Annotated in this window: 16 protein-coding genes; 13 read left to right on the forward strand and 3 right to left on the reverse strand. The window is 45.6% G+C overall.

Translation table 11 applies throughout. The features are described from left to right. The first annotated feature begins 136 nt into the window (after window positions 1-136). The 12 genes from RH88_RS03910 to RH88_RS03965 all read left to right on the forward strand — a co-directional run bounded on the left by RH88_RS03910 (window position 137) and on the right by RH88_RS03965 (window position 10,579). On the forward strand, window positions 137-799 hold the full coding sequence (locus RH88_RS03910; RefSeq protein ID WP_040757831.1) for an LPS-assembly lipoprotein LptE: 663 nt from the start codon (window positions 137-139) through the stop codon (window positions 797-799). Between the two features lie 8 nt (window positions 800-807). Continuing rightward, window positions 808-1,821: a DNA polymerase III subunit delta gene (gene holA, locus RH88_RS03915; protein ID WP_005593584.1), complete on the forward strand. Its 1,014-nt coding sequence runs from the start codon at window positions 808-810 to the stop codon at window positions 1,819-1,821. Between the two features lie 65 nt (window positions 1,822-1,886). Next, a complete protein-coding gene (gene rsfS, locus RH88_RS03920; protein WP_005593585.1) occupies window positions 1,887-2,204 on the forward strand; it encodes a ribosome silencing factor in 318 nt (105 codons plus the stop codon). A gap of 3 nt (window positions 2,205-2,207) precedes the next feature. Continuing rightward, entirely contained in the window at window positions 2,208-2,678 is a 471-nt protein-coding gene (rlmH, locus tag RH88_RS03925) for a 23S rRNA (pseudouridine(1915)-N(3))-methyltransferase RlmH (protein ID WP_005593586.1), read from the forward strand. 6 nt (window positions 2,679-2,684) lie between these two features. Next, window positions 2,685-4,568 carry a penicillin-binding protein 2 gene (mrdA, locus tag RH88_RS03930; RefSeq protein WP_005593587.1) on the forward strand — a complete coding sequence of 628 codons (1,884 nt, stop codon included), beginning with the start codon at window positions 2,685-2,687 and terminating at the stop codon, window positions 4,566-4,568. Beyond that, window positions 4,568-5,689, forward strand: a complete 1,122-nt coding sequence (rodA, locus tag RH88_RS03935) for a rod shape-determining protein RodA (RefSeq protein WP_005593588.1) — start codon at window positions 4,568-4,570, stop codon at window positions 5,687-5,689. The genes mrdA and rodA overlap by 1 nt, the downstream gene beginning before the upstream one ends. Continuing rightward, a complete protein-coding gene (locus RH88_RS03940) occupies window positions 5,689-6,525 on the forward strand; it encodes a septal ring lytic transglycosylase RlpA family protein (protein ID WP_005593590.1) in 837 nt (278 codons plus the stop codon). The genes rodA and RH88_RS03940 overlap by 1 nt, the downstream gene beginning before the upstream one ends. An 89-nt stretch (window positions 6,526-6,614) precedes the next feature. After that, a complete protein-coding gene (locus tag RH88_RS03945; RefSeq protein WP_005593592.1) occupies window positions 6,615-7,793 on the forward strand; it encodes a serine hydrolase in 1,179 nt (392 codons plus the stop codon). A 144-nt stretch (window positions 7,794-7,937) separates the two neighbouring features. Beyond that, window positions 7,938-8,216, forward strand: a complete 279-nt coding sequence (gene ybeD, locus RH88_RS03950) for a DUF493 family protein YbeD (RefSeq protein ID WP_005593593.1) — start codon at window positions 7,938-7,940, stop codon at window positions 8,214-8,216. Between the two features lie 178 nt (window positions 8,217-8,394). Continuing rightward, window positions 8,395-9,048 (forward strand): lipoyl(octanoyl) transferase LipB, encoded by a 654-nt coding sequence (gene lipB / locus RH88_RS03955; RefSeq protein WP_005593594.1) that lies wholly within the window; start codon window positions 8,395-8,397, stop codon window positions 9,046-9,048. Window positions 9,049-9,055: 7 nt separating this feature from the next. Then, window positions 9,056-10,021: a lipoyl synthase gene (gene lipA, locus RH88_RS03960; RefSeq protein ID WP_005593595.1), complete on the forward strand. Its 966-nt coding sequence runs from the start codon at window positions 9,056-9,058 to the stop codon at window positions 10,019-10,021. A gap of 231 nt (window positions 10,022-10,252) precedes the next feature. Beyond that, the gene (locus tag RH88_RS03965; RefSeq protein WP_005593596.1) at window positions 10,253-10,579 is read left to right on the forward strand and encodes a hypothetical protein; all 327 of its coding nucleotides are present in this window, start codon (window positions 10,253-10,255) and stop codon (window positions 10,577-10,579) included. A 172-nt stretch (window positions 10,580-10,751) separates the two neighbouring features. Here RH88_RS03965 and glyA read toward each other — a convergent pair whose 3' ends face one another. Beyond that, window positions 10,752-12,002 carry a serine hydroxymethyltransferase gene (glyA, locus tag RH88_RS03970; protein WP_005593597.1) on the reverse strand — a complete coding sequence of 417 codons (1,251 nt, stop codon included), beginning with the start codon at window positions 12,000-12,002 and terminating at the stop codon, window positions 10,752-10,754. A gap of 334 nt (window positions 12,003-12,336) precedes the next feature. Between glyA and RH88_RS03975 the strand changes: the two genes are divergently transcribed. Beyond that, window positions 12,337-12,936 (forward strand): YitT family protein, encoded by a 600-nt coding sequence (locus RH88_RS03975; RefSeq protein ID WP_005593598.1) that lies wholly within the window; start codon window positions 12,337-12,339, stop codon window positions 12,934-12,936. Window positions 12,937-13,053: 117 nt separating this feature from the next. On the opposite strand, the gene RH88_RS03980 is transcribed toward RH88_RS03975, so the two are convergent. Then, on the reverse strand, window positions 13,054-13,407 hold the full coding sequence (locus tag RH88_RS03980; protein ID WP_005593599.1) for an MliC family protein: 354 nt from the start codon (window positions 13,405-13,407) through the stop codon (window positions 13,054-13,056). 51 nt (window positions 13,408-13,458) lie between these two features. Beyond that, window positions 13,459-14,010, reverse strand: a complete 552-nt coding sequence (gmhB, locus tag RH88_RS03985) for a D-glycero-beta-D-manno-heptose 1,7-bisphosphate 7-phosphatase (protein ID WP_005593600.1) — start codon at window positions 14,008-14,010, stop codon at window positions 13,459-13,461. Window positions 14,011-14,294: the final 284 nt, after the last annotated feature.

The following is a 14,294-nucleotide window of genomic DNA, read 5'->3' on the forward strand; positions in this document are numbered from 1 at the left end:
TGGCGAACTTAGTCGCCATTTAAAGGTCTTTTAAACAGGGTAGTGCCACTACCCTGTTTATTTATCTCAAGCTACTTTCTGCCGTTTGCAGTGAGTGACTTTAGATAAATAACCAATAACAGAGAGCCGTACGTCAATGCGTCTATTTTCCCTATCCTCTATTAAGTTGACTAGTGTTGTACTAGCAGCCAGCCTTTTGACTGCTTGTGGTTTCCATCTCAGAGGCGATTATTCTATTCCTGAAGAGCTCGACACCATGTCGCTCACCAGTTATGACCAGTACAGTACTTTTACTCGTATGATGCGATCTCAACTACGCATGAGTGAAGTCACCCTAGTACCACCAGCGGCTAATATCCCTAATCTACACCTATTAGGGGAAAGTGTCGGTGAGCGTACGCTGTCGCTGTACCAAAACACCCGCGCGGCAGAAAAAGAACTGACATTCAATGCTTCCTACCGAGTGACCATTCCTGAAATCGGCTCGCGCCAATTTTCAACCAGCGTGACACGCAGTTACCTAGACAACCCTCTCACGGCACTAGCGAAATCGGTTGAGCGCGACATGATTGAAGATGAAATGCGTAAGCTTGCCGCGAGCCAAATCATTCGTCAAATGGCACGTCTAAAAGCCGATATCGAAGCGGGTACTATGATGACCGGCCAAGAAGTTGATGAGCAAAAAGCACAGCAACGCGCAGAGGAACAAGAGCTTTACCGCATTGACACCATTGAAAATGAAACGAACTCAATCGATCTTCAGGAACCTGAAATTCAGCAACCTGATCTTGAGCAATAGAGATTTCAATGCGTATTTTTGCTGACCGTTTAGCTGATCAACTCAGTAAACAGCTTCAACCGATTTATCTATTGTTCGGCAACGAGCCTCTGCTGCTGCAAGAGTCTCGCCAAGCGATTCAAAAAGCAGCGACACAGCAAGGCTTTGAAGAGCGGCATCGATTCACCATTGATGCCAGCTTTGATTGGTATCAAGTCTATGACTGCTGCCAAGCGATGAGCCTCTTCTCCGCCCGTCAACTGATAGAACTGGAACTGCCTGAGTCCGGCGTCAATGTCGCGATCGCCAAAGAGCTGCTTAATGTCGCTGAGATGCTGCACGCCGATGTCATTTTGGTCGTGGTCGGCTCTAAACTCACCAAAGCTCAAGAGAGCGCGAAGTGGTTCAAAACCCTAAGCGCTCAAGCTTGCTGGGTAAATTGCCTCAGCCCTGATCTACAACGCTTACCTCAATTTGTACAAACCCGCTGTCGTGCACTGGGTTTACAGCCAGATGCAGAAGCAGTACAGATGTTGGCGCAGTGGCACGAAGGCAACTTATTCGCACTCAGCCAAAGCTTAGAGAAGCTGCTTTTACTCTATCCTGATGGTCAACTGACCATGGTACGAGTCGAAGAGTCGCTAAGTCGTCACAATCACTTTACCGCTTTCCATTGGACCGATGCTCTACTGGCAGGTAAAGGCAATCGTGCACAACGAATTTTGCGCCAACTCGAAGCTGAAGGGACAGAAGTGGTCATTCTAGTCCGAACCATTCAACGTGAGTTAACACAATTACTGCAGATGCAGTTGCAAGCTCAAACCAGCAGCATCAATCAAGTTTTTGATAGTTACCGGATTTGGCAAACGAAACGCCCACTATACAGCGCCGCATTACAACGACTCAGCACTGCAAGACTACAGCAATTGATGCAACTTTTAGCGCGTATTGAAATACAAAGTAAGACTCAATATGAAGTCTCGAGTTGGCCAACATTGCACCAACTAAGTACCGAGATCTGCTTACCACAAGTGAAGCTATAAAAAGCGTGCTATAATCCGCCGCCTATTTTTGGCCAAACCATACTCATTTCATTGAGGAATTTATTTTGCAAAACGAACAACTGAACGCGTTTATTGCCGACAAAGCAGACGATATGAAAGCCGAAGGCATTTTAACTATTGATGTACAGGGCAAATCAAGCATTACCGATTTTATGATCATTTGCACCGGAACCTCTAAGCGTCATGTTGCCTCAATTGCAGAGCATGTTGCTCGTGAGTCAAAACTGGCTGGTATGGAACCGCTGGCGATCGACGGTGAAGATGAAGGCGAATGGGTTATCGTCGACATGGGCGATACGATTCTACACGTTATGCAACAAGAACAACGCGATATCTACCAACTTGAAAAACTGTGGGGCTAAGTGATGAAAATTCAATTAGTCGCGGTTGGCACCAAAATGCCTAAGTGGGTTGAAGAGGGCTTTCAAGAGTATCGCCGTCGCTTCCCACACGATATGCCACTAGAGTTAATTGAAATTACCGCAGGTAAGCGCGGTAAAAATGCCGATATCGCCCGAATTTTGCAAAAAGAAGGCGAAGCCATGCTGGCCGCAGTGCCAAAAGGCAACCGCATTGTCACGTTAGATATCCCAGGTAAAAAATGGGACACGCCTCAGCTTGCAGAGCAACTGGAAGCTTGGAAACTGGATGCACGCGATGTCTCCATCCTGATCGGTGGACCAGAAGGGCTTGCTCCCGCTTGTAAAGCTGCGGCAGAACAAAGCTGGTCGTTGTCTGCTTTAACATTACCGCACCCACTCGTTCGCATCGTCATGGCAGAAAGCCTTTACCGCGCGTGGAGCATTACCACTAACCACCCATATCACCGAGAATAAGCGTCGATGTTGAGGAAGCGTACCCGTATTCGGGATTACCAAGAAGAGGCACGGCTGTTTGGCAGCCGTGCTATTGTGGCTTTTATTGGTATTTTCGCCATGATGGGCGTCTTGGTTGCCAACCTGTACAACATTCAGGTTAATCAATATCAAGATTACAAAACGCGCTCAAACGACAACCGAATTAAGATCGTACCGATCGCGCCAAATCGCGGTCTTATTTACGATCGTAATGGTGTCTTATTGGCAGAAAACCGCCCTGTCTTTAGCCTGGAAATTACGCCAGAAAAAATCAAAGACATGGACGACACCATTGCACGTCTGCAACAAATCTTGGCCATTACGCCAGAACAAGTTGAGCGTTTTGAAAAAGAGCGCCGCCGTACGCGTCGCTTTAAATCAGTACCGATCCTCAATCAACTTAACGAAGAGCAGGTGGCCAAATTTTCGGTCAACCAACATAACTTCCCCGGTGTTACCGTTAACGCTAACCTTAAGCGTTATTACCCTTATGGTGAAGTACTCACTCACGTCATTGGCTATGTATCACGTATCAACGATCGCGATATGCAGCGCTTAGTCCGTGAGGAAAAAGACGCTAACTACCAAGCAACTCGAGATATCGGTAAGCTTGGCATCGAGCGTTACTACGAAGATATGTTGCACGGTACCGCCGGTTATCAAGAAGTCGAAGTTAACAGCCGCGGCCGTATCATTCGTGTGCTGAAATATGTACCTCCTGTACCAGGAAAAGACATCGTGCTTAACTTGGACATCGACTTACAATCCTACATTCATGATTTACTGGCCGGTCGCCGCGGCAGTGCGGTCGTCCTCGATCCACACGATAATGGCGTACTGGCGATGGTCTCAAGCCCAAGCTATGATCCAAACTCGTTTGTACATGGTATTTCGGGTAAAGATTACCGTGCATTGTTGGATAACAAAGACCGTCCACTCGTTAACCGAGCGACATTGGGAATTTACCCTCCGGCTTCGACGATCAAACCAATGATGGCCGTCGCAGCGTTAGAGGAAGGTGTGATTACCCCTTACACCGTACGTAACGATCCGGGCTACTGGAAGATTCCAAATTCAAAAACTAAACCCTTCCGTGACTGGTTACGCTGGGGGCATGGCAAGGTCGATGTCGTGAAGTCGATAGAAGAATCAGTGGATACCTTCTACTACCAAGTTGCTTACGACATGGGGATTGACCGTATTTCACAATGGATGATGATGTTCGGCTTTGGCGACTATACCGGTATAGATATTCACGAAGAGAGCAAAGCCAATATGCCGACTCGCGAATGGAAGCTAGCACGCCACCGTACCCCATGGTACCAAGGGGATACCATCCCCGTCGGCATCGGCCAAGGTTACTGGACTGCAACCCCAATGCAATTAGCGAAAGCGACCTCCGTTCTCGTTAACCGTGGGAAAGTTTTTGCACCACATCTACTGCGCGCTACGATTGAAAACGGGCAACCGTTCAATAATAACACCATGGCCGAAGTACTCACTTACCCGCCAATCAACGGTGTAAAAGAGAGCTACTGGGATATAGCTATTGAAGGCATGCGCCTCGTAAACAATGGCAAAAAAGGCACCGCGCGCCGTGCATTCGCAGGTACGAAATATGTCAGTGCGGGTAAATCAGGCACTGCGCAAGTCTTTGGCCTTGGCGAAGATGAAGAATATAACGCCGATGAACTTGCCGAGCACTTGCGTGACCACGCCCTATTTACCGGCTTTGCTCCAGTTGAAGATCCGAAAGTCGTCGTCTCAATCGTGCTTGAAAACGCAGGCGGAGGCTCGACCAACGGTGCGCCAGTAGCACGAAAAATATTTGATCATGAACTACTGAAAAAGGATGAGGTGGAGAAGTAATGGATTTTGACCCCGCGACAGGCCAAAACCGGTCGCTGTTTGAGCGCTTTCATATAGATTTACCCCTGTTATTGGGCATTTTACTTCTGATGGGCTTTGGCTTAGTCGTAATGTACAGTGCCAGCGGACAAAGCTTTGCGATGATGGATCGCCAAGCGATGCGAATGGGGTTAGCGCTTGGGGTTATGTTCTTTCTCGCTCAATTACCACCACGAACCTACGAAACGCTAGCGCCGTTGATGTTTTTTTGCGGCGTCGCGTTACTGCTCGGAGTGCTTTTTTTTGGTGAGTCATCAAAAGGTGCACAGCGCTGGCTAAATTTAGGCTTTGTTCGCTTTCAACCTTCCGAACTACTTAAACTGGCCGTGCCATTGATGGTGGCTCGCTTCATCGGTCGACGCGCGCTACCACCAACGTTCCAAACGCTGGTGATGTCGTTAGTGATGGTATGTGTTCCTACAATACTCATCGCGAAACAGCCCGATCTTGGCACCTCGATCCTGATTGCCGCTTCTGGGGTTTTTGTGATTTTTCTTGCAGGGATCAGTTGGAAAATCATTTTTAGCGCCGTGTGCGCCGTCAGTGCTTTCTTGCCTATACTGTGGTTTTTCTTGATGCGCGAGTATCAGAAGGTGCGAGTAAGGACACTGTTCAACCCTGAATCTGACCCTTTAGGCGCTGGCTACCATATTATCCAAAGTAAGATTGCAATTGGCTCTGGTGGTGTAATGGGTAAAGGTTGGTTACAAGGAACTCAGTCACAGCTTGAGTTTTTACCCGAGCGACATACCGACTTCATCTTTGCCGTTATTGCCGAAGAATGGGGGCTCGTCGGTATTCTTACCCTGTTGTTGTTATATCTGTTTATTATTGGGCGAGGTCTTTATCTCGCCAGCAAGGCTCAAACCGCTTTTGGTCGCATGATGGCCGGCAGTATTGTGTTAAGTTTTTTTGTTTACGTGTTTGTAAACATTGGTATGGTAAGTGGCATTTTGCCGGTAGTCGGTGTGCCCTTGCCTTTAATTAGCTATGGCGGTACCTCAATGGTGACGCTAATGGCCGGTTTTGGTATTTTGATGTCTATTCATACTCATAGAAAAGCGTTTTCGAAGGCAACCTAATGAAGTCACTCTATAAATTCGCAGCATTCGCACTTGTTAGTAGTGTTATGGTTGGTTGTTCCTCATCGCCTTCTGAACCGGAGCCTACTCCGACAACGCCACCGCTGTCTGAATCCGATCGCTATCAAGCAGAGCGTTACGATCTTGAACAGGACATTGCACCTGCTCAGCCAATGTCGGTAGAACATATTGAAGAAGTGGTTCCTCAATATGAGCCATACAGCTTAGGGGGTACGAAAGATTACACCGTTCGCGGCCAGCGCTATCACATCATTAAAGATCCCAAAGGCTTTAAAGAAAAAGGCCAAGCGTCATGGTATGGCAAAAAATTCCATGGCCATTCAACCTCAATTGGCGAGGTTTATGACATGTACTCTATGAGCGCTGCTCATAAAGAATTACCATTGCCTAGCTACGTCAAAGTCACCAACACTGACAATGGCAAAAGCACCATCGTGCGTGTTAACGATCGTGGGCCATTTCATCCGGGTCGCATTATTGATTTGAGCTTTGCTGCCGCGACCAAACTTGATGTTATTCGTACTGGTACCGCCAACGTTGAAATTGAAGTGATTACGGTTGAAAAACCGCAATCAGAGCAACAGAAGTCGTTGCCGAAGTATCAGATTCAGGTCGCATCATCATCACATAAAGATCGTGTTGAAACTTTAGCGAAAGATCTAAGTCAAAAACTATCTGTGGGCAGCTTGGTAAACTCAGATAAAGAGATTCACCGTGTGATACTTGGCCCATTTGATGACTATAACCTGACGCAAAAAACGTTAGAGCAAGTTAAACTGCTGGGTTATTCCAGTGCCTTCGTTAAAAAATACTAGTTTCCTTCTCGTTCAGATCACTTCCTTGACTGGTCTGAACGAGGGTTTCTGTTAAGATATGGACAGTTCGAGATAAATCTGTAGTCAATATGAAAAAAACAACGTTAATTAAAACCGTTTTTGCGTCTTCTATTGCGCTTACGGCAAGCTTCGCCTCTTCTGTAATGGCCTCTCCTATTGTAGTGCCTGATGCACCTCAAATTGCAGCGAAAGGCTATGTGCTGATGGATTACCATTCAGGCAAAGTGCTGGCACAAAAAGAAATGAACACCAAGCTGTCACCAGCAAGCTTGACCAAGATGATGACCAGTTACGTTATCGGCCAAGAGCTCGCACGTGGCAATATTTCTGAAGATGACGATGTCACCATCAGTAAAAATGCTTGGGCAAAAAACTTCCCAGACTCTTCGAAAATGTTTATCGAAGTCGGTACCACGGTAAAAGTAAAAGACCTTAACCAAGGTATCATTGTTCAATCAGGCAACGATGCTTGTGTTGCGATGGCTGAGCACATTGCCGGTTCAGAAGATGCATTTGTTGATTTGATGAATGCCTGGGCAAGCACTCTAGGTATGAGCGATACGCACTTCGCTAACGTTCACGGCCTAGACAATGATGCGCTTTACTCAACGCCTTACGATATGGCGCTGTTAGGCTCAGCACTGATCCGTGATGTGCCTGAAGAGTACCGAATTTATTCACAGCAAAAATATACATACAACGGCATCACTCAGTACAACCGTAACGGTTTGCTGTGGGATAAAAGCATGAATGTGGATGGTATTAAGACCGGTCACACAAGCAACGCAGGTTACAGCCTAGTAAGCTCAGCAACGGAAGGTAAAATGCGCCTTGTTGCGGTTGTAATGGGCACCAAAAACGCTAATGCACGTAAATCAGAAAGCAAAAAACTATTGAGCTACGGTTTCCGCTTCTTTGAAACGGTTGCACCGCATAAAGCAGGTGAAACGTTTGTAGAAGAAAAAGTGTGGATGGGTGATAAAGACATGGTCGCTCTTGGCCTTGATCAAGATACCTATGTCACTCTTCCTCGTGGTCAAGCGAAAAATCTAAAAGCAAGCTTCGTACTTGAAAAAGAGCTAGAAGCCCCAATTAGTAAAGGTGATGTCGTTGGTACGCTATACTACCAACTAGATGGTGAAGATATCGCGCAATACCCTCTACTTGCACTTGAAGATGTGCATGAGGGTAGCCTATTCAGTCGCCTTTGGGATTACATCGTAATGCTGGTTAAAAGCTTATTCTAATCTCGGCCACTAATTAGATAGTTCAAGCCGCCTTTTGGCGGCTTTTGTTTTATTATCGCTGTATCGACAACCTTGAGATTCAAACCGATTGGCAGTAACATTCCGCGCTGCTTAGATCGACATTTCAACTTGGAGTTTCCAAAAATGCTGACTATTAACTCAGATGCAAAACTGAAAGACCTGCTTGAGTTTCCTTGTTCATTCACTTACAAGGTTATGGGCTACGCTAAGCCTGAATTACCAGAAAAAGTGCTCGAGGTTATTCAACGCCATGCTCCGGGTGACTACAGTCCTACCGTGAAACCAAGTTCAAAAGGTAACTATCACGCCGTGTCAGTTACTATCCAAGCGACTTCTATTGAACAAGTAGAGACGCTATACAAAGAACTTGGTGATATCGACATCGTTCGCATGGTTCTATAATTTTATTTTAAAAAATAAAATATTTTTGAAAGCAGCTTCGGCTGCTTTTTTGTTATATATCAAATGGATAAAAATCACCTTTGAATAGAAGGGTTAAAAAACTGTTATCAGCATATAGTCCCATGTCACGAAGCGGTTTATAATCCGGACACTTTATTGATTTATGATGGACTCAGGAATGCAAGAAGCTCTGGTTGTGAAGCATCTTGGTAAACAAGATTACGAGCCGATTTGGCACGCAATGCATGCCTTTACCGATCAACGCAACGAGGAAACTCTCGATGAAGTTTGGTTTGTCGAGCACAATCCAGTTTTTACCCAAGGCCAAGCGGGCAAAACCGAGCATCTGCTCAATACAGGAGATATACCTGTGGTGCAAAGTGATCGCGGTGGCCAAGTAACTTACCATGGTCCCGGCCAAATGGTGGTCTACTTCCTGATAAACATACGTCGCAAGAAATTCGGCGTGCGAGATCTCGTTACTCACATTGAGAACCTCGTGATCAATACACTTAAAGCTTACAATATCGATTCAGCGGCTCGACCAGATGCACCTGGTGTGTATGTAGATAATAAAAAAATCTGCTCACTCGGCCTACGTATCCGCAAAGGATGCTCATTTCATGGTTTGGCACTTAACGTTAATATGGACATGTCGCCTTTTCTACGTATAAACCCATGTGGTTATGCGGGAATGGAAATGGTGCAAGTTAGCCAACTTGGTGGTCCTGATGATGTCAATGTCGTTGCCGAACAACTACTAAAAGAACTTGCGACTCTGTTAGATTATCAACAACTACAAGTCAGCACAGCAGTCCCAAACGAGAAGTAATAGAAGCATGAGTAAACCAATCCAAATGGAAAAAGGCGTTAAATACCGTGACGCTGATAAAATGGCATTAATTCCCGTGAAAAACATGCCTACTGAGCAGAAAGAAGTGCTACGCAAGCCTGATTGGATGAAGATCAAGCTACCTGCAGATAGCCAACGCATTCAAGACATCAAATCAGCAATGCGTAAGAACAACCTGCACTCTGTTTGTGAAGAGGCCTCATGCCCTAACCTCGCGGAATGCTTTAACCACGGTACAGCGACCTTTATGATCTTAGGTGCAATCTGTACTCGCCGCTGCCCATTCTGTGATGTTGGCCATGGCCGCCCTGTTGCACCAGAAGCTGACGAACCGAAAAAGCTGGCACAAACTATCGCGGACATGAAGCTAAAATACGTGGTGATCACCTCTGTTGACCGTGATGATCTACGTGATGGTGGCGCACAACACTTTGCCGATTGTAACCGTGAAATCCGCGCACTAAGCCCAAACATTAAAATTGAAACCTTGGTCCCTGACTTCCGCGGCCGTATGGATGTTGCACTCGAGTTGCTCAGTGAAAACACCCCAGATGTGTTTAACCACAACCTAGAAACCGCGCCACGCTTGTACCGCAAAGTTCGCCCTGGCGCTAACTACAAATGGTCACTACAGCTACTACAAAAGTTCAAAGAGCAACACCCGGAGATCCCAACTAAGTCTGGCGTCATGATGGGCCTAGGCGAAACCAAAGAAGAGATCGTCGAAGTATTGAAAGATCTTCGTGCTCATGGGGTAACCATGCTGACACTTGGCCAATACCTTGCGCCAAGCCGTCATCACCTACCCGTTGAGCGCTACGTGCCACCAGCTGAGTTTGATGAGCTGAAAGAAATTGCTCTGGAGCTTGGCTTTACACATGCAGCTTGTGGCCCATTTGTTCGTTCTTCTTACCATGCCGATCTTCAAGCGCAAGGCATCGAAGTGAGCTAATTAGCCCGCACATTGTCATCGTTAAAAGCCAGTCTACTTATGACTGGCTTTTTGTTTTGTACGTCCTGTGTTTCCCATGCCCATCGTGTATATCCACCTGAAAAGCGGCCACTAATTCATTATTATTACGTTACCAGCTTGCACAAAATGATATGCACTTCTAGGCTTATTAAAGCGATACCACTCTGCTGGCCGCCGAGAGCGTCGCACCTAATAAAATGGGATATAGCTATGGAAAAATGCCTTTTGCTGGCCGTCAGTGCTAGCGTGATGCTTGCTGCCTGTTCAACTACCGAGCAGCAAGATAACTTTCAAGAAGCCTCTTTTGAACTGTGTAACACCGAAGTGGATATTTACTCGCTCAGTGATGATGGACGAGTGCGAATTTTATGTTCTGATGGTTCAAAGTTCGCACTCAACACCGAAAACACTCTCGATACCATGCGTGACATTAATATCGATTATTGTGGCGGCGAAGGGCTAGGAAAATTTAACGAAAGCACGCGCTATTACTCATTCAAATGCAAATCCGGCACATTACTGAGTATTGCCAAGTAAGTTCCGCCAAACCATTATCAGTACATCATTTTCCTATTTTCTTTAGACAAAAAAGGAACCTTAAGCGACTTTCATCATTCCAAATACGAAAAAGGCTCCAGATGGAGCCTTTCAAATCGCATTTTCATAGTAGATGAGCGACACAGTCACTCGTTCACTCTACGAAGAAAAATTAAGCGTAAACCGGTAGACGCTTACAAATTTCTAGCACTTTCACTTTGGTGGCTTCAATCACAGACTCATCACCAATGTTGTCTAGGATGTCACACATCCAACCTGCCAATGCTTTTGAATCTTCTTCAGTAAAGCCACGGCGAGTGATTGATGGAGAACCAACACGGATACCAGACGTTACGAATGGGCTACGTGGGTCGTTTGGTACTGAGTTTTTGTTCACGGTGATGTTGGCCGCACCTAGTGCTGCATCCGCTTCTTTACCTGTGATGTCTTTGTCGATCAGATCAACTAGGAACAGGTGGTTCTCTGTAGAACCAGAAACGATGTTGTAGCCACGAGCAAGGAATTCAGCCACCATTGCTTTTGCGTTAGCAACAACGCGCGCTTGGTATTCTTTGAATTCTGGCTCTAGCGCTTCTTTGAACGCCACTGCTTTACCGGCAATAACGTGCATTAGAGGACCACCCTGACCACCAGGGAATACCGCTGAGTTCAGCTTCTTGTACAGATCTTCACCTTCGTTAGAAAGGATTAGACCGCCGCGTGGACCCGCTAGCGTTTTGTGCGTCGTTGTGGTTACTACGTGCGCATGCGGTACAGGGTTCGGGTAAACACCGGCAGCGATAAGACCCGCTACGTGCGCCATATCAACGAAGAAGTAAGCACCTACTTTGTCCGCGATTTCACGCATACGCGCCCAATCACACACTTGAGAGTAAGCAGAGAAACCACCAATGATCATCTTAGGTTTGTGTTCTACCGCTAATGCTTCCATTTCTTCGTAATCGATTTGACCTTTCTCATCGATGCCGTAAGGAATAATGTTGTAAAGCTTACCAGAGAAGTTTACTGGTGAACCGTGAGTTAGGTGACCGCCGTGCGCTAGGCTCATGCCTAGAACGGTATCGCCAGCGTTAAGCAGCGCCATGTAAACCGCGTTATTAGCTTGAGAACCCGAGTGTGGCTGTACGTTGGCATATTCGGCACCGAATAGTTCACAAGCACGTTCGATCGCAAGTGTTTCCACTTTATCCACATACTCACAACCACCGTAGTAGCGTTTACCTGGGTAACCTTCAGCGTACTTGTTAGTTAGCTGAGAGCCCTGTGCTTCCATTACTCGTGGGCTGGTGTAGTTTTCAGAAGCGATTAGTTCAATGTGCTCTTCCTGACGAAGAGTTTCTTCTTGGATAGCTGCGAACAAATCCGCATCGTAATCTGCGATGTTCATATCACGCTTAAGCATCTGTATCTCCTGACTCAGATTTAGACTGAAAGTTGCAAAAAACTGGCAAACGACCCCGACGCAAACGTTTTCGTCACCCTACTGGCGCGCATTTTACATAATTTGATCTAGGTCATAAAGAGAAAATTGCATTTTTCTCATGCAGTTTTTTCATACTGGTTTACAAGGTTTATCATGTTGAGGCCATCTTTGCCCAATAACTGTCAACACGACGATTTACACCTTGTAAAAAGACAATTACATAGGTTTACCTTAATTTTCGCTCTCAATCTACCGAAAACCTCATCTTTTCCTTACTATGCAGGCCATTCGTTCAAGGTTTAATTTTAAATTGATGGAAAAACATACACGTAAAGAAGATTGGATCGCCATATTGACCGGCACGTTTATCGTCGCACAAGGGGTCTTTTTCCTCCAATCAGCTCACCTTCTTACTGGTGGCACCACTGGCCTTGCATTGCTCGTTAGCCAAGTTGTTCCTTGGTCTTTCGGCACATTATACTTTTTAGCGAACTGCCCATTTTATCTTTTAGCTTGGAAACGTTTTGGCGCACGCTTCGCATTTAACAGCGCAATCTCAGGTGCGTTGGTGTCGATTTTAACCGATCACCTCGATTTGGTGATCAGTCTGGATAAAATCAGCCCTGCTTATTGTGCTTTAGCGGGTGGCGTTTTGATGGGACTGGGAATGCTAATTCTATTTCGTCATCGTTCTAGCCTTGGCGGCTTTAACGTGCTCTGTTTACTCATCCAAGACAAATTCGGTATTTCGGTCGGCAAAACTCAATTGGCGATTGATTGCGTTATTTTAATTACCTCATTTTTCTTTGTACCGCCGCAAACCTTGCTCTATTCAGTATTTGGCGCGGTTGTACTTAATCTGGTGTTGGCGATGAACCATAAGCCAACGCGCTATGTGGTGAATTACCGTTGATTGACCGACACGCTTCAAAGAGCATTAAGTCAAAATGAACAACAAAGATGAAAAAGGGGCTTTGGTTTTTCCACCAAAGCCCCTCTTATTTTATAGAGTAAACATTTTTAACCAGTCTCACTCTTCAGCAAGCCCTTGCGTGACACAGTTTTGATAAACTTCTCTTCCATACTCTAGACGTGCATTGTCGCCTCTAGCATAGAGAGTCACCGGCATAACTTCAGACAACGCATTGTCAGGTAACATATAACGCAAACCAGAGCCAGCCGGGGCTTGTATTAAGGCGTAATCCATCTCTTGTACACGCACTAAAGCGCCCTGTTCTTCAATTAAGTAGGTCACTGAAAATTGATGCTGGTTATCGCAATCATATTGATACTGATTAGGATCATTGCTTGATGTTTGGCTGTCACTGCTCGCACAGCCTGCTAATACCAGCACTGTCGTGGCAAGAATACCGAGTTTGACCATGTTTACCTCCTGTAAAAATAAAGGCCGCAATTGCAGCCTTTATATAATAGTCTATTTGTTTAGATAGTTAGGGACATTCACAATACTATCCAGTACTGCTGTTGCAAGCTTTTCTCCCTGTTCGGTGATCGGCTTACCAGTACGAACCAATAATTTTGTGCCGACACCAGCCGCTTCTGCTGCCATCATATCTTCTGCTTTATCACCCACCATGACTGAATTCGCCATATCGATCTTTAAAAAATCGCGGGCAGAAATAAACATACCTGGTTTTGGTTTACGGCAATCACAATCTTCTTTGTAGACCCCTACGCCATGCTCTGCATGGTGCGGGCAATAGTAAATGCCATCTAGCTCGACGCCATTATCGACAAAGTTCCAGTCCATCCATTGAGTGAGCGACTCAAAACGTTCTTCGCTGAACTTGCCGCGTGCGATACCGGATTGGTTGGTAACAAGCACAAGTAGGTAACCCATCTCTTTCAATTTTTTGGTTGCCTCAAAGACACCATCAATAAATTCAAAGTCATGTTCGTCATGTACATAGCCATGATCAACGTTAATCACACCGTCACGATCTAAAAAGACTGCTGGTTTAGCCACAATTTGCTTCTCTATCTACTTTATTTATTCAGAATTATTGCACGCTTTATTTCTTTCATCACGATCTAATTCCTGAACGTTTGCATGCAAACGTTCAAATAGACGTCTAGACGTAAAAACACCTATTGACACAAATTCAACAAACCCATAGCATCATCTGATAAATGAGATGTAGCTCAACATTATCTACTGTTCCTATTTCGAGCCAAAGCAGGGTTCTCAATGATTGAAATCAACCAAGTTAATAAGATTTTCTATCAAGGTAAGAAGGAAATTCCTGCCTT

Source organism: Vibrio scophthalmi LMG 19158, assembly GCF_000222585.1.
GTDB lineage: Bacteria > Pseudomonadota > Gammaproteobacteria > Enterobacterales > Vibrionaceae > Vibrio > Vibrio scophthalmi.

Excerpts from the sequence above, each read along its gene's own strand:
- RH88_RS03945 (WP_005593592.1), top strand. The coding sequence starts at position 6,615 with ATGAAAAAAACAACGTTAATTAAAACCGTTTTTGCGTCTTCTATTGCG.
- RH88_RS03975 (WP_005593598.1), top strand. The coding sequence starts at position 12,337 with ATGGAAAAACATACACGTAAAGAAGATTGGATCGCCATATTGACCGGC.
- rodA (WP_005593588.1), top strand. The coding sequence starts at position 4,568 with ATGGATTTTGACCCCGCGACAGGCCAAAACCGGTCGCTGTTTGAGCGC.
- rlmH (WP_005593586.1), top strand. The coding sequence starts at position 2,208 with ATGAAAATTCAATTAGTCGCGGTTGGCACCAAAATGCCTAAGTGGGTT.
- ybeD (WP_005593593.1), top strand. The coding sequence starts at position 7,938 with ATGCTGACTATTAACTCAGATGCAAAACTGAAAGACCTGCTTGAGTTT.
- RH88_RS03965 (WP_005593596.1), top strand. The coding sequence starts at position 10,253 with ATGGAAAAATGCCTTTTGCTGGCCGTCAGTGCTAGCGTGATGCTTGCT.
- RH88_RS03980 (WP_005593599.1), bottom strand. The coding sequence starts at position 13,407 with ATGGTCAAACTCGGTATTCTTGCCACGACAGTGCTGGTATTAGCAGGC.
- RH88_RS03910 (WP_040757831.1), top strand. The coding sequence starts at position 137 with ATGCGTCTATTTTCCCTATCCTCTATTAAGTTGACTAGTGTTGTACTA.
- holA (WP_005593584.1), top strand. The coding sequence starts at position 808 with ATGCGTATTTTTGCTGACCGTTTAGCTGATCAACTCAGTAAACAGCTT.
- mrdA (WP_005593587.1), top strand. The coding sequence starts at position 2,685 with ATGTTGAGGAAGCGTACCCGTATTCGGGATTACCAAGAAGAGGCACGG.
- RH88_RS03940 (WP_005593590.1), top strand. The coding sequence starts at position 5,689 with ATGAAGTCACTCTATAAATTCGCAGCATTCGCACTTGTTAGTAGTGTT.
- glyA (WP_005593597.1), bottom strand. The coding sequence starts at position 12,002 with ATGCTTAAGCGTGATATGAACATCGCAGATTACGATGCGGATTTGTTC.
- lipA (WP_005593595.1), top strand. The coding sequence starts at position 9,056 with ATGAGTAAACCAATCCAAATGGAAAAAGGCGTTAAATACCGTGACGCT.
- lipB (WP_005593594.1), top strand. The coding sequence starts at position 8,395 with ATGCAAGAAGCTCTGGTTGTGAAGCATCTTGGTAAACAAGATTACGAG.